Source organism: Ottowia sp. VDI28, assembly GCF_049532675.1.
Lineage (GTDB): Bacteria > Pseudomonadota > Gammaproteobacteria > Burkholderiales > Burkholderiaceae_C > Ottowia.
Genome location: NZ_CP149820.1, coordinates 4,194,720 through 4,207,706, shown reverse-complemented (window position 1 = coordinate 4,207,706; position 12,987 = coordinate 4,194,720). Strand labels below are relative to the sequence as shown.

14 protein-coding genes are annotated in these 12,987 nt (G+C 59.2%); 11 read left to right on the top strand and 3 right to left on the bottom strand.

Annotated elements, in window-relative coordinates; all coding sequences use genetic code 11:
- Nucleotides 1-78 precede the first annotated feature (78 nt).
- Both WJU18_RS20005 and WJU18_RS20000 read left to right on the top strand, forming a co-directional pair.
- Complete coding sequence (locus tag WJU18_RS20005) at nucleotides 79-858, top strand: hypothetical protein (RefSeq protein ID WP_423455088.1); 780 nt, start codon at nucleotides 79-81, stop codon at nucleotides 856-858.
- 453 nt (nucleotides 859-1,311) lie between these two features.
- Nucleotides 1,312-2,649, top strand: a complete 1,338-nt coding sequence (locus tag WJU18_RS20000) for a hypothetical protein (protein WP_423455087.1) — start codon at nucleotides 1,312-1,314, stop codon at nucleotides 2,647-2,649.
- 25 nt (nucleotides 2,650-2,674) lie between these two features.
- On the opposite strand, the gene WJU18_RS19995 is transcribed toward WJU18_RS20000, so the two are convergent.
- Both WJU18_RS19995 and WJU18_RS19990 read right to left on the bottom strand, forming a co-directional pair.
- The gene (locus tag WJU18_RS19995) at nucleotides 2,675-2,971 is read right to left on the bottom strand and encodes a hypothetical protein (RefSeq protein WP_423455085.1); all 297 of its coding nucleotides are present in this window, start codon (nucleotides 2,969-2,971) and stop codon (nucleotides 2,675-2,677) included.
- Nucleotides 2,962-3,585 carry a LysR family transcriptional regulator gene (locus WJU18_RS19990; protein ID WP_423455084.1) on the bottom strand — a complete coding sequence of 208 codons (624 nt, stop codon included), beginning with the start codon at nucleotides 3,583-3,585 and terminating at the stop codon, nucleotides 2,962-2,964. The genes WJU18_RS19995 and WJU18_RS19990 overlap by 10 nt, the downstream gene beginning before the upstream one ends.
- 99 nt (nucleotides 3,586-3,684) lie before the next feature.
- Between WJU18_RS19990 and WJU18_RS19985 the strand changes: the two genes are divergently transcribed.
- From WJU18_RS19985 to WJU18_RS19960, 6 genes are read left to right on the top strand one after another with little or no spacing between them, the layout of a single operon-like run.
- Nucleotides 3,685-4,533, top strand: coding sequence for a transporter substrate-binding domain-containing protein (locus WJU18_RS19985; protein WP_423455082.1), 849 nt, complete (start codon nucleotides 3,685-3,687; stop codon nucleotides 4,531-4,533).
- A gap of 17 nt (nucleotides 4,534-4,550) precedes the next feature.
- Nucleotides 4,551-5,213 carry an amino acid ABC transporter permease gene (locus tag WJU18_RS19980; protein WP_423455080.1) on the top strand — a complete coding sequence of 221 codons (663 nt, stop codon included), beginning with the start codon at nucleotides 4,551-4,553 and terminating at the stop codon, nucleotides 5,211-5,213.
- Nucleotides 5,206-5,868: an amino acid ABC transporter permease gene (locus tag WJU18_RS19975; RefSeq protein WP_423455078.1), complete on the top strand. Its 663-nt coding sequence runs from the start codon at nucleotides 5,206-5,208 to the stop codon at nucleotides 5,866-5,868. Before WJU18_RS19980 ends, WJU18_RS19975 begins: the two co-directional genes overlap by 8 nt.
- Nucleotides 5,869-5,886: 18 nt before the next feature.
- Complete coding sequence (locus WJU18_RS19970; protein WP_423455076.1) at nucleotides 5,887-6,846, top strand: agmatinase; 960 nt, start codon at nucleotides 5,887-5,889, stop codon at nucleotides 6,844-6,846.
- 11 nt (nucleotides 6,847-6,857) lie between these two features.
- Complete coding sequence (locus WJU18_RS19965) at nucleotides 6,858-7,586, top strand: amino acid ABC transporter ATP-binding protein (protein WP_423455074.1); 729 nt, start codon at nucleotides 6,858-6,860, stop codon at nucleotides 7,584-7,586.
- A 24-nt stretch (nucleotides 7,587-7,610) separates the two neighbouring features.
- Complete coding sequence (locus WJU18_RS19960; protein WP_423455072.1) at nucleotides 7,611-8,021, top strand: RidA family protein; 411 nt, start codon at nucleotides 7,611-7,613, stop codon at nucleotides 8,019-8,021.
- A gap of 21 nt (nucleotides 8,022-8,042) precedes the next feature.
- On the opposite strand, the gene WJU18_RS19955 is transcribed toward WJU18_RS19960, so the two are convergent.
- A complete protein-coding gene (locus WJU18_RS19955; RefSeq protein ID WP_423455070.1) occupies nucleotides 8,043-9,836 on the bottom strand; it encodes an IlvD/Edd family dehydratase in 1,794 nt (597 codons plus the stop codon).
- A gap of 303 nt (nucleotides 9,837-10,139) precedes the next feature.
- Between WJU18_RS19955 and WJU18_RS19950 the strand changes: the two genes are divergently transcribed.
- The 3 genes from WJU18_RS19950 to WJU18_RS19940 all read left to right on the top strand — a co-directional run bounded on the left by WJU18_RS19950 (nucleotide 10,140) and on the right by WJU18_RS19940 (nucleotide 12,972).
- The gene (locus tag WJU18_RS19950) at nucleotides 10,140-11,120 is read left to right on the top strand and encodes an AraC family transcriptional regulator (RefSeq protein WP_423455068.1); all 981 of its coding nucleotides are present in this window, start codon (nucleotides 10,140-10,142) and stop codon (nucleotides 11,118-11,120) included.
- Nucleotides 11,121-11,238: 118 nt separating this feature from the next.
- Nucleotides 11,239-12,192, top strand: coding sequence for a hypothetical protein (locus tag WJU18_RS19945; RefSeq protein WP_423455066.1), 954 nt, complete (start codon nucleotides 11,239-11,241; stop codon nucleotides 12,190-12,192).
- 117 nt (nucleotides 12,193-12,309) lie between these two features.
- A complete protein-coding gene (locus WJU18_RS19940; protein ID WP_423455064.1) occupies nucleotides 12,310-12,972 on the top strand; it encodes a hypothetical protein in 663 nt (220 codons plus the stop codon).
- Nucleotides 12,973-12,987 lie beyond the last annotated feature (15 nt).

The following is a 12,987-nucleotide window of genomic DNA, read 5'->3' as shown; positions in this document are numbered from 1 at the left end:
CAATTGACGCTCCCCTCCTGGAGAATAAAAACTATAGCGCTCATTCAATCTTCACAAGTTGCAGTTCAAGAGGGCGTCATGAGAGTCTTTTCGAAATTGACCATGGTGTGTGTTTGCTCGCTGACTCTGGCAACTGTGGAGGTTCACGCAGGGCTGGATGTCGGAGCCGGGTCGACGATCGATTTTGGAGACGCGGTTATTGACATGGGATGCTCTGATCTCATTGTCGATGGCACCACCAACACATCAGCCTCTCAAGTGACTGGCCTCGACAATGTCACCATCGATGCCTCCGGCACGTTGAATGCAGGCGGAGCGCAGATCACGCTTGCCGGAAATTTCAGCAACAGCGGCACGCTCAGCGCGGGTTCCGGAACGGTTGCCATTGTCGATGGCTGTTCCCGAACGCAATCCAGCATTTCCGGAGACTCGACGTTTCACGATCTTTCGATCACCAGCACCACCGGCAAGCAGGTCGTGTTCGAGTCGGGAAAAACCACGACGGTCGCTGGGACCCTGACCTTGCAAGGCGCCGCAGGCAATCTGTTGAAGGTGCGAAGTTCCACGCCAGGCTCCCCGGCGATGCTGTCTGCGACACCTCAGCAGGTCATTCAGTTCGTGGATGTGGCTGACAACAGGGCAGTTGGGTCCGTGATTGCTCCAGGCTCGCCCTCTAAATATGAGTCCAAGGCCTCAGGCAATCTATTCCGTTGGTTCTTCTACGACGTGAATGGACTCCTGCCGTTCCAGCCCATACCTTCATTGTCTGCATGGTCCCTATTCGCCGTCAGTGCCCTCTTGAGCCTGCTTGGCATTCGCGGCTACAGGCGTGCAAGAGCACGCGTGGGTAGGTACTGATTCAGCTGTCTAACGCGCTTGTATCTCGCTTGTATCTCATTTGCATTGCATTCGAAACCGGAGCGGTCCCTATGCTTCATCCTCAGAAAAAATTCCGGATTCTCGTTGCCGTGGCCGGCATTGCCGTGCCACTAGGTACATGGGGGCAGGCAAGCGCCTTTCGATTGGCATCCGACACGCCTGCTCCCTTGTTAGCGAGCAAGCGGTTCGATGCGACGGGTTCCATGGAGGAGCGCTCGGCATCCGGCGGCCCCGCAAGGCTTGCATCTGAACAGAATCTGCCTACCACTGAAAGCAGGGCGCAGAAGGCCGTGCAAGCCCGAAACGCTGCGGCCCCTTCCACGAAACGGGCGCCCCTTGCTTCCGACTTGCCCGCAAATATTCGGGACTGAATCCAGGTCATTGCCATTGCCTCGTTACCAACCCATCCAGCCGTTCGAGAAGGAGCCCCTCATGTCTGCCAATACCAAGCCGCACAAGTTGTCCCTCCTGGCGTTCGCCGCTCTGTTGGCATACCCTGCGGTGCAGGCGGCCGATGTGGTCGTCCAACCTTCGGCCGGAAGCGGGTTGGTGGTCAAGGACAGCCTTGGCTCGACTGAGCGGTGGCGCGTGCAGGAAAGCGGCCAAGTCTCGATTCCTGGTTGGCAAACCCTACCTGTGCAGACCGCGCAGGTGTGCATTAACTTCATGGCCGGAATCTTCGGCCCTTGCGCACCGACTGTAGGGTTTGCGGTGCCCTATGCGGCTACCGTCAGCAACGCCGCGACCCTTTTCGATATTACGCAATCCGGCTCTGGTGGCACTGTGCGGGCCGCGATCAGCGATACCGGAAACAGCAATACGGTCATGACGGTTTCAACAAGCGGAGTAGGCGGGGGCGTGGATGTGCAGCTTCCAGGAACAAGTGGCGCCCGAGCGATCAACGTGAACCACGCCGGTGTGGGGCCAGGTGTTTTTGTTCAAACGCAAGGTGGAAATTCGCTTTGGGGCATCGTGACTTCTATTTCCGCGGCCGCGGTCATCGGAGATAGTGCGTCAGGTGAAGCCGTTGTAGGGCGCCAAACTGGGGCCGTCTGCGGCCAGAACATAGGCAAATGCCATGGTATCGGCGCAGTGGTTGGCAGACATGACGGAGAAGGCGGTTACGGTGTCCGCGGTTTTGTCACTGACCCGAATGGTGCCATTGGCGTGATCGGCCAGGTGGGGATCTCCGGTGGCACGGGTGTGGCGGGCCGTTTCGAGAACGTGAATGCCGCCAACGGCGGCAACACCCTGGAAGTGGCATCCAACGGCAACGGAAACCTTGCCGTGTTCTACAAGGGGGGCAACGTGGCCCGCATTGACAGTACCGGGAAGGGTTTCTTCAATGGGGGAACCCAAACGGGCGGTGCCGATGTGGCTGAACTGATCAATACCAAAGGCCGTCTCCCCCAACCGGGCGATGTGGTGGAGATCGACCCAGAGAACGCCATGCATTACCGCCTCTCCAGCGGTGCGGAAAGCTCGCTTGTTGCTGGTGTGATTACGACCAAGCCGGGCGTTTTGATGAATGCGGGCGTGGAGGATGTCGCAGGTATCCCCGCGCTTGCGCTCGTGGGCCGAGTTCCCGTGAAAGTGACCTTGGAGGGAGGTGCGATCAAACCGGGTGACTTGCTCGTCTCGGCGACATTGCCAGGTCATGCCAAGAGAGCGCCGGCCTCCGTGGCACCCGGAACGGTCATTGGCAAAGCACTGCAAGCCTATGCGAACGGCGAGACTGGCAGCGTGGAAATGCTGGTGATGACTCGTTAGCCAAAAGTTAACGGGTGAACGGCCTTCAGCGACAATACTTTTTCAGAATCCCGACAAACAGGTCGATCGCTGCTGACGGTGGACGATATTTCTCGACGATGGCGCAAAGCTTGTTGGAGTAATTGGGTGAATTTTTCACTTCCACCAACGGATGCAGCATGCTGATCTCTTTTGCGTAGTGTTCGGGAAGCACTCCCACATACTGGCCTGACGCCACCAGACAGGCCACCGCTTCGAGTCCACTGGCCACCGGGCCGCGTATGTACTTCCCGGTGCTCATCAGGTCGTAGATGAAGGGGTGGGCACGATAAATCAAAGGCAAATCCTTCTCCTCCTCCCGGCCCTTGAGGACATACAACCTTTGGTGCTCCGTAAAAAGGGGTGGAAGTTGAAGTAATTGTCTGCGCCATACATGCCGCGTATCGCCACGTCCAGACGACGCTCACGCAGTGCCAGATTCAGCTGTGAAAACGGCATGACGTGGATGTTTGGCGTCATGTTCGGAGCCTGCTCAGCGAACTCCCTCAGGATGTTCGGGAGATCGAACTCCTCGCTGTAGATATGTTCCACGATGCCGACTTGAATGTTGCCTGACAGCACTCCCCGCACGTTGTCCACTTCGGCCCGGATCCTGGCCAATGAGTTCAGCGCATTCCTGGCTTGCTGAAGCGTGGTGATGCCAGCAAGGGTCAGTTTGAAGCCGCTTGGCCCCCGCTCGCATAGCTTGACTCCCAGCACGGCCTCCACATCGTTGATGTGCCTGCTAATCGATGCCTTGGACATGGCAAGCGTTTTCTCGGCGGCTGAAAAGCCGCCAGCCTCTGCCACCGCGCAAAAAATCCTGAGTGATTTCAGGTTGCGCTCGTCCAGGAACTGATTTTTCATACATGCCGCTCTTTGCATCGTGCCGGGGCCTTTAGTATAGAAAGGTTTCATTTTTCAAAACCTTGTCATCAAAAAAATCGTTTTTCAATATCTTTTATGCGGCGTAGAGTGCTCTTTCATAGTTCAACAATATTTCCAAAGGGATACACGATGATGCTCAAGGCCAAAGGTTTTCTGGTGGGCGTGGTGTGCGCGGTGTCGAGCTTGTCGGCGACATACGCCCATGCCGAAGGCGGCAGCCTTGCCGACATCAAGGCACGTGGCTCGTTGACGGTGGGTACCGAAGCCGCGTATGAGCCCTATGAGTACGTCAAAGACGGCCAGGTGACCGGATACGGCAGAGACGTGTTGGAGTTGCTGGCGGGCAAACTGGGCGTCAAGCTCAATCAGATGAACCTGCCCTTTCAAGGGCTGCTTCCCGGCCTGATGACGCGCAAGTTCGACATGGTGGCCACCAGCGTGGGCATCAACCCCGAGCGGGCCAAGCGCTTTCTCTTTACCCGCCCCATCGGCATCGTCAATTCCACCATTCTGGTGCGCAGCGACGACAAAAGCATCAAGTCGCCCGACGACCTAGATAAAGCCATCATGGGCACACAGCTGGGCTCCTCTTCCATCCCCATTGCGGATGCCTTCAACGGGAAACTCAAGGCACAGGGCAAAACCGGCTTTACCGACATGAAGCTCTTCTCGTCCTATCCCGACGTCGCGAGCGCACTGGAAAACAAGGCCATTACTGCCGCCATCATTCCCTCCAATATCGCTGCCGTGCAAATCAAGGCCAACCCCGGCAAGCTCAAGGACGTTGGCAACATCGGCGAGCCCAAGCTGCTGGCCTGGGTGGTCAATCCCAAGGACAAGGAAATTCTCGCTTTCGTCAACCAGTCCCTGGATGAGTTCGCGAAGGACGGTACGTTGGCCAAGCTGCAAACCAAATGGTTCGGCGGCCCCTTGAATGTGCCTACCACCAACTACCTGCCTGAAGGTGCGTTGAAGTAAATCGGTTTCGGCAATCAATGGAAAAGTTCATCTATCCTTTTCTGAGTGGATTGCCTCAAGCGCTTCTGACGACGGTATTGATCAGCTCCGCAGCATGCGTTCTGGGCGTGCTGCTGGGCATCGTTCTGCTCATCACCAGAACAAGCGCATGGGCCCCCTTCAGGTACCTGGTCGTCATCTACGTCAGTGCGATGCGCGGTATTCCCCTGCTGATACAGCTGCTGGTGGTGTATTACGCGATTCCGGCCATGCTGGATATCTCTATTTCGCCGATTGCCGCCGGCATCATTGCGATGGCCATGAACACCTCGGCGTACATCAGCGAGGTATTGCGCGGCGTGTTGTCAAGCATCCCGGTAGGGCAGCGCGCTGCTGCTTTCTCGCTTGGGATGAACCGATGGCAGACATGGCAGCGAATCATCTTGCCCCAGATCTTTCTGCGTGCCTTGCCGCCGCTGACCAATGAATTCACGGTCATGTTCAAGGCGTCGTCGTTGCTTTCGATCATCGCCGTCAGTGAGCTGTCCACCCTTGCACGCAACGTGAACCTGCAAACCAACGCCCCACTGGAAGTCTTCACCGTCAGCGCGGCCATTTACTTTGTGATGCTTTACACGCTGTCGACTATTTCTCGCCGCATCGAGCACCGCGTCAAGGCGAGGGTGGGGCGCCATGATTGATTTCGACGTCATCCGAGCCGCCTTGCCCACTTTGATTGGTGGGCTGAAGATCACCGTGGAGGTGGCCGGAATCGGCATACCGCTGGGTCTGTTGGTCGGTACTGCACTGGCCTATATGACGCTGGTCGGCAATGGGTTTGTCAGCCGCCTTGCCAAGACCTACATCGAGTGTGTACGCAACGTACCCTTTCTGATCATTGTCTATCTGGCGTATTTTGGAATCCCCAAGCTGGGAGTCGCGACCGATGCGTTCTCCATCGCGATATTGACCACCGTCTTCTACACGGCAGGGTATTTCAGCGAGTTGATGCGCGCGGCGATCCTCAGTGTGCCCAAGGGGCAGTTGCAAGCTGCCCTGGCGCTGGGGATGGGCTACTGGAAAACACAGCAGAAGATCATCTGGCCGCAGCTTCTTGGCTTCCTGATACCGCCTACCACCAGTCTGGTCATCATGATGTTCAAGGACACCGCCATTTTCTCGGTGATCACGCTTCCTGAGCTGACCTATCAAAGCAACGTCGAAGTCTCCAACAGCTTTGCCTACGTGGAAATCCTTGGGACCACGGCGCTCATCTACTGGATCAGCAGCTGGTTCCTCGATTTTGCGGGCAACCTGATGAATCGCTATGCCCTTCGCTGGAAATCCAGGCACTGAATACAAGGAAATCACACTATGAAAACACTTACCAATCCGCCCAAAGTCAACCATCAGACTTTGTTGTACTCCAAGCTGCACACCGACGTCGATACGCTGGATGCCGATATCGCCATCGTGGGCATGCCCTTCGGTGCTGCCTATGGCCCGCATTCATTCGGGAACGACCAGAGCAAGGCGCCGCAAGCGCTGCGCGAGCTGACGGACCGCTATGTGCGCGCTCCGGACCACTACGACTTTGATATTGATGGGCCTCTGTTGCAGAACCGCAAGGACATCAAATTCGTGGATTGCGGCGATGTCATGCCCAACCTTGCCGTGCCTGGCGAGCACTACCGCAAGGCCGAGGAACTGGTTCGCAAGATTCTGAAGACCAAGGGGTTGCCCATCGTCCTGGGGGGCGACCACGGCATCACGACGCCCATTCTGAGGGCCTATGACGAGACCGGTCCGGTCACCTTGATTCACATTGACGCGCATCTCGACTGGCGCCATGAAGTCAACGGCGTGACGGACGGCCTGTCCAGCCCGATTCGCCGCGCGGCCGAAATGGAGCACGTGGGGCGCATTTTCCAGATCGGCCTGAGGGCCCAAGGCAGCGGCCGGCCCGAAGAACTCCAGGCAGCCAAGGACTACGGTTCGGAAATGATTACGGCCTACGAGCTGCATGAAATCGGCATGCAGGCCGTTCTGGATCGCATCCCTGATGGCGGCAACTATTACCTCTCCATTGACGCCGATGGAATGGACCCCTCCGTCATGCCTGCAGTGGATGGTCCTGCCCCCGGTGGAGTGACCTTTGTTCAAGCTCGCCAGCTTATCCACGGCCTGGTGAAAAAGGGACGCGTCGTGGGCATGGACATCGTCGAGATCCAGCCTTCCAAGGATGCAGCCAACAAGATCACCTGCGTTACTGCCGGCAGATTGATTGTCAATCTGATCGGAAGCGCCATTCGAGCTGGCTATTTTGACAAGTAAAGCGCAAAGACATGGTTGAAATTGATGGCGTGAGCAAATGGTATGGCAGCCACCAGGTGCTCAATAACTGCTCCTGCCAAGTGCAGGAAAAAGAGATCGTGGTGGTGTGCGGCCCTTCGGGGTCAGGCAAGTCCACACTGATCAAAACCATCAATGGCTTGGAGGCCATTCAACAAGGCGACATCCGCATCAAAGGCCAGTCCATCACGGCTGGCGGTGCGAATCTCTCGCGCTTGAGAGCTTCGGTGGGCATGGTATTTCAGCACTTCGAGCTGTTTCCTCACCTGACCATCATGCAGAACCTCACGATCGCGCAAGAAATTGTCCTCAAGCGCGACAAGTCGGCCGCTGAAGCCAAGGCCAGGGAGTTGCTGGGCAAAGTGGGGCTGAGCGCCCATCAGCACAAGTATCCTTCGCAGCTGTCCGGAGGGCAACAGCAACGCGTGGCCATTGCGCGCTCGCTTTGCATGGATCCTTTTCTCATGCTGTTTGACGAACCCACCTCGGCGCTTGATCCGGAAATGGTGAGCGATGTGCTGGACGTGATGCGCAATCTTGCCAACGAGGGGATGACCATGATGGTCGTTACCCACGAAATGGGGTTTGCGCGAAACATCGCCGACCGAGTCATCTTCATGGAAAACGGAGCCATCGTGGACAACACGAGCTCGAAGAGTTTCTTTGAGGGCGATGCCTCTGAAAGAGCCCAGGTTTTCCTATCCAAGATATTGCAGCACTAAGCCTGCAAGAACAAGAAAGCACCTATGCACACCCGAATTCGCAAATTCAATACCCAAGTCACTTACCCTGAGCAGAAACTGGACAACGATCTTTGCCAGGCCGTGGTGGCCAGAGGCCGCACGGTATTCCTTCGCGGGCAGATCGGCCAGAACCTGGATACATCCGAAAGCGTATGCATTGGCGACGCCCGCGGTCAGGCCGAACAAGCCATGGCGAACATCCAAATGCTGCTCGAAGAAGCGGGGGGCAAGCTTGAGCATATCTGCAAAATAACGGTCTACATCATCGACCCTCGATACCGCGAAGACGTCTATCGCGTCACCGGCAAGTGGCTCAAGGGTGTCTTTCCGGTCTCTACTGGAATCGTTGTGTCCGCACTGGCCCGGCCGGAATGGCTGGTTGAAATCGACGCAACCGCTGTCATCCCGGACTGAGCCCCAAACGTCTCCGGGAGGTCAGTGATTGTCTCGGGGAATCGGAAAGGTGGTGCTGATGCGCTGGTACTTGACCGCGAGATCGAGACAGGCACCCGTCTGCAACTGACCGACGGTGGCGCGGTGAATTTCTTGCCATGGTGTGTGGTTTTCCAGGGCGGGAGGACACCAGGCGGCTTTCCTGCGAGCGAGTTCCTGATCTGTGATCAGCAGGTCTGCCCGGCGGCGGCCAAGGTCGATGCGCACCACATCGCCTGTTTCTACCAAAGCCAGGCCGCCGCCGACGGCAGCCTCCGGTGAGGCGTTCAGCAGCGAAGGGCTGGCAGAGGTCCCTGATTGCCTGCCGTCTCCCACGCAGGGCAGGAGTTCGATGCCAGCGCGCACGAGCGAATCGGGCGGCAGCATGTTTACTACTTCAGCACCACCGGGGTAACCCACTGGCCCGCAGCCGCGAATAAAAAGAATCGAGTCCGCGTCGATTCCTAGCGTAGGGTCATTGATGCGGGCGTGGTAGTCCTCCGGGCCTTCGAACACGACTGCCCGCCCTTCGAATGCGTCAGGATCCTGTGGGTCTTCCAGGTAGCGTCGCCGGAATTCAGGCGAGATCACTGAAGTCTTGAAAAGCGCGGAGTCAAACAGGTTGCCGGACATCACCGCGAAACCTGCGATCTTGGCCAGCGGCTGGCCGACCGGCCGGATGACCCTGTCATCGCGGGTGGCGCATGCGCCGTACCGTTCTCCGATCGTTCCGCCGTCTACTGTGGCCGCATCAGCGTGCAGCAGGCCAGCCTTCAAAAGCTCGCCTGCTACAGCAGGCAGGCCGCCGGCGCGATGAAATTCTTCAGCAAGAAACTCCCCGGCGGGCATGCAGTTGACGAGCAACGGCACCTCGTAGCCCAGACGGTCCCAATCCTCGATGCTCAGGTCCAGTCCGGCGTGCCGGGCAATCGCCGTCACATGTGGGGGGCAGTTGCTCGAACCGCCGAGTGCAGTGGTCACGACGATCGCGTTTTCGAAGCTCTTTCGGGTAAGGATGCGACTGGGGCGAAGGTCTTCATGAACCAGGCCGACAATACGTCTGCCCGTGTAGTACGCAGACTGAGCGCGCTCCCGGTACGGGGCCGGGATCGCTGCGCTGCCGGCCAGCGACATGCCCATGGCTTCCGCCAGGCAATTCATGGAGAGCGCGGTGCCCATGCTGTTGCAGTGTCCTGCGGACGGGGCGGAGCTGGCCACCATGTCGAGGAATTCTTCGTAGCCGATCTTTCCAGCGGCGAGTTCCTTGCGCGCGTGCCAGATGACTGTTCCTGAGCCCGCGAGTTGCCCTTGGTGATACCCGTTGAGCATGGGGCCCCCGGACAACACGATAGCCGGCAGATCCATGGTGACGGCACCCATCAGCATCGCGGGCGTCGTCTTGTCGCATCCCGTCGTCAGCACCACGCCGTCGATCGGATAGCCGTGCAGCACTTCGACCAAGGTGAGGTAGGTGAGATTGCGGTCGAGCGCCGCTGTGGGCCGGCGTGTGGTTTCCTGGATCAGGTGGACCGGAAATTCGAAAGGAATACCGCCAGCATCACGGATGCCATCGCGTACGCGGCTGGCCAGTTCGATGTGGTGCCGATTGCAGGGTGAGAGATCGTTGCCAGTTTGCGCGATGCCGATGATGGGCTTGCCGCTGTCGCGCAATTCCTCGAGTGTCAACCCGTAGTTCATGTAGCGCTCCAGATAGAGCGCTGTCATTCCTGGATTGTCCTGATTGTCGAACCAGGCGCGCGATCGAAGCCTGCCAGGCTTGTTGCTTGATGTACTCATAGCCCGAGTTTCGAGTTATCTGCTCGTGCTGACAAGCGATTAATCGGTATTCAAATAAACTCCAACAAGGAATAGATGAATCTCACCTTTAAGCAGTCGGAGACGCCGTACTGGGGATGTGTGCTGAAGAGCTTCGAGCCTGCGGTTCACCGCTTGAATACCACCTCAGTCCGCCATTTCGAAACGGGTCCGCGACTTGGAGGTTTACGTCGCGGCGCCCTTGGCCGATGATAGGAACCTTTATCCTGCTGACAACCGCTGGCTGGCATCTACACTGAAGCGACCCGCCCCATTGGAGCCGTCATGCCCGAAGCACCCATCACCGCCGAGCGCTTTCGCTTGTCATCAAGCGACTACACCGGGCCGGACAAGGCCGATGCGGTTCGCGAGCTGTTTGGCCGCACACTGATGCGCGTGGATTTGTGGGCTTGCGAGGGAGCCCTTCCGCTGGACTTCACAGTTTCCGTGATACCTCTGGGCAGCGAGGCCGTGTATACGCACGGCACGCATACGCCCGCGCACCTGTGGCGCTCGCCGGCGCTGATGCGCGATGGGGCCGATGACCTCTTCCTCACCACGACCCAGGCGGGCTGCATCATGCGCACCGAGCACGGCGATGAGGTGATACCGGCGGGTCGCTATGTCCTGCACTCACAGGCGCGAGCGCACCAATTCATCCATACCAGAGGAGGTCGGGCGGCTACCCTCAAACTGCCCCATGCTGCCCTGGCGCAGCGGGTGCCCGGACTGGACGAAGCCCCCCTGCGCCTGTTGCCCCGGAGCATGCTAGAACCTGCTCTCGCCATGGGCTATGCGCAGTTGCTCGCCGATATGCCCCATGACCCTGCCTTGTCCGCGCCGCTGCTGCAAATAGCCCAGTCGCACCTGCTGGAGCTGATGGCCCACATGCTCACGCCCGCCGGGCACGGTGTGCAGCCGCCAGAAAGTAATGCGCATCATGTCCCGCGCCTGGCGCTGATTCGGCGCGACATCCTCGCACGAATCAACCAGCATGAACTGAGCCTGACGCAGATCGCGCACCGGCACCACCTCACACCGCGCCAAGTGCAAAGGTTGTTCGCCCGCGAGGGCACTTGCTTCTCCGACTTCGTGCGCGACGCTCGGTTGGATCGCGTCCGCGCGGCGCTAGCCGATCCCCTTCAGCAGCACCGCCTGGTGCTGCAGATCGTGCAGGACAACGGTTTCGATGATTTCTCCGCCTTCAGTCGGGCCTTCAAGCGGCGCTTCGGCATGACGCCGACCGAGGTGCGCAGCGCAGGTTGAGTGTTGCGCGTTGCGTACGCAACGCCCAGAGCCTTTGCTCTTGATGTCGTTTTGAACCAGTCATTCGTCGTTGCCGACAACGACACCGCACGGCCGATTTCCCAGAATTGGCTGTGCCATGACAAGCACATTTCTTCGCCCATTTCACTCTCTTCGCCGTATCTGGGGCCTTTTCACCATCCTCGCCCTGCTGGCCGCAGGCAGCGCACAGGCGGCCATTCCGGCATCACAACGGCAGTACCTGCTGGATTTGTACGCCGCCACCGGCGGCCCCAACTGGATCGACAACACTGGCTGGGGCGGCGGCGCGGGCACCGAGTGCAACTGGTACGGCGTGACTTGCGATGTGGGCGCCACCACCATCACCGAATTGCATTTGAGCAGCAACCATTTGGGTAACCCCGTGGGTGTGTCCGTGCCCGACTGGGCGGCGCTCCCGGATCTGCAACAGATCGCCCTGGGCAACAATCAATTGACGGGCCCCGCGCCTGCCATTGCAAGCCTGGCGCAGTTGCAGGATCTCAACCTCGCGGTCAACCAGTTCACAGGTGGGCTGCCCGCTCCTGCCGGACTGCAGCACCTGGATGCCTACAACGTCAACGCGAACCAGTTCAGCGGCAGCATTCCAGTGCTTTCCAGCTTGCCAGCGCTCACCCGATTCACGGCGCGCGATAACCAGCTCACCGGCTCCATTCCCACACTCACCGGCGTACCCAGCCTACAAATGCTGGCCCTACAAAACAACCAGCTCACCGGCGGCATTCCCGCCCTGCCGCCGGGGCTGCTCTGGTTGAGGGTTGGCAACAACCAACTCACCGGCCCCGTGCCCGCTGCGCCCAACTCGCTGGACGCTGGCGATTCTCACCTCTGCCCGAACTACCTCGCGCCCTCGAATAGCCCTGCCTGGGATGCGGCCACGGGCGAAACGCCCTGGTACGACAACTGCACCATCGCGCCGCCGGGGCTGGGCGGCGCTACCGCCGTGCCCACGCTGGGTGAAGCGGTGATGGCGTTGCTGTCGCTGGCCGCCGCCACGCTGGGCTTCGCGGCCTTGCGGCGCAGGCAGGTTTGAAGTGTTTTTGGCCTCCAGCGCTCCAAGCCACACGCGAGCAGCTACCACGATTGAAGCAAAACGCGACCCTGGAGGCCGCTCCGCCCATAACAGATTCATCGCTTACCCCGAACTCCCATGAGCATCCGCCAACTTCTGACATCTACTGCATTGGCATGCGCCTATAGCGCCGCCGTCGCTTCGCCCTATGCCATCACCTACACCGGCACGATCGCCAACTCCAGTTTCGCGCAAATCAACAACGGCGAGCACTTCAGCATCACCTTCGTGTTCGACAACGGCGGTAACACGGCGGTGAATCAGACCTGGGTCGGAGCCGATCTGCGCTGCACCATCTGGCGTATGAACGACGCTGGCAACGCCGTATTCGCGCAAGACCTGAGCCCGCTCGCGTCGCCGCCCACTGCGGCCACTGGCAGCGTCACCACCAACGGCGCGGGCACGCTGACCAGCATATTCAGCGGGGTTAGTAGTAGTCCGGCGGGAGCGGATTTCAGCAGTAGCGGCTTCACGCACCCGGTGCCGCTGCACTGGTTCGCCAATGGCAGCAACCATGTGCTGCGCGACGGCCCGGCAGTTCACGCTTTCGACGACGCAGCCAGCGGCGTGCAGATGAACCCGGCGAACTGGTTGCTGGCCCCCTACAGCGGCCCCTGCGCCGCGCAACCGCCTGCACCATCGCACACCGCCGTGCCCACGCTGGGCGAAGAGGCGCTGGTGCTGCTGTCGCTGGTGGCCGCCACGCTGAGTTTCACGGCCTTGCGGCGCAAGCGGGTTTGAAGTTTTTGGTCTCCA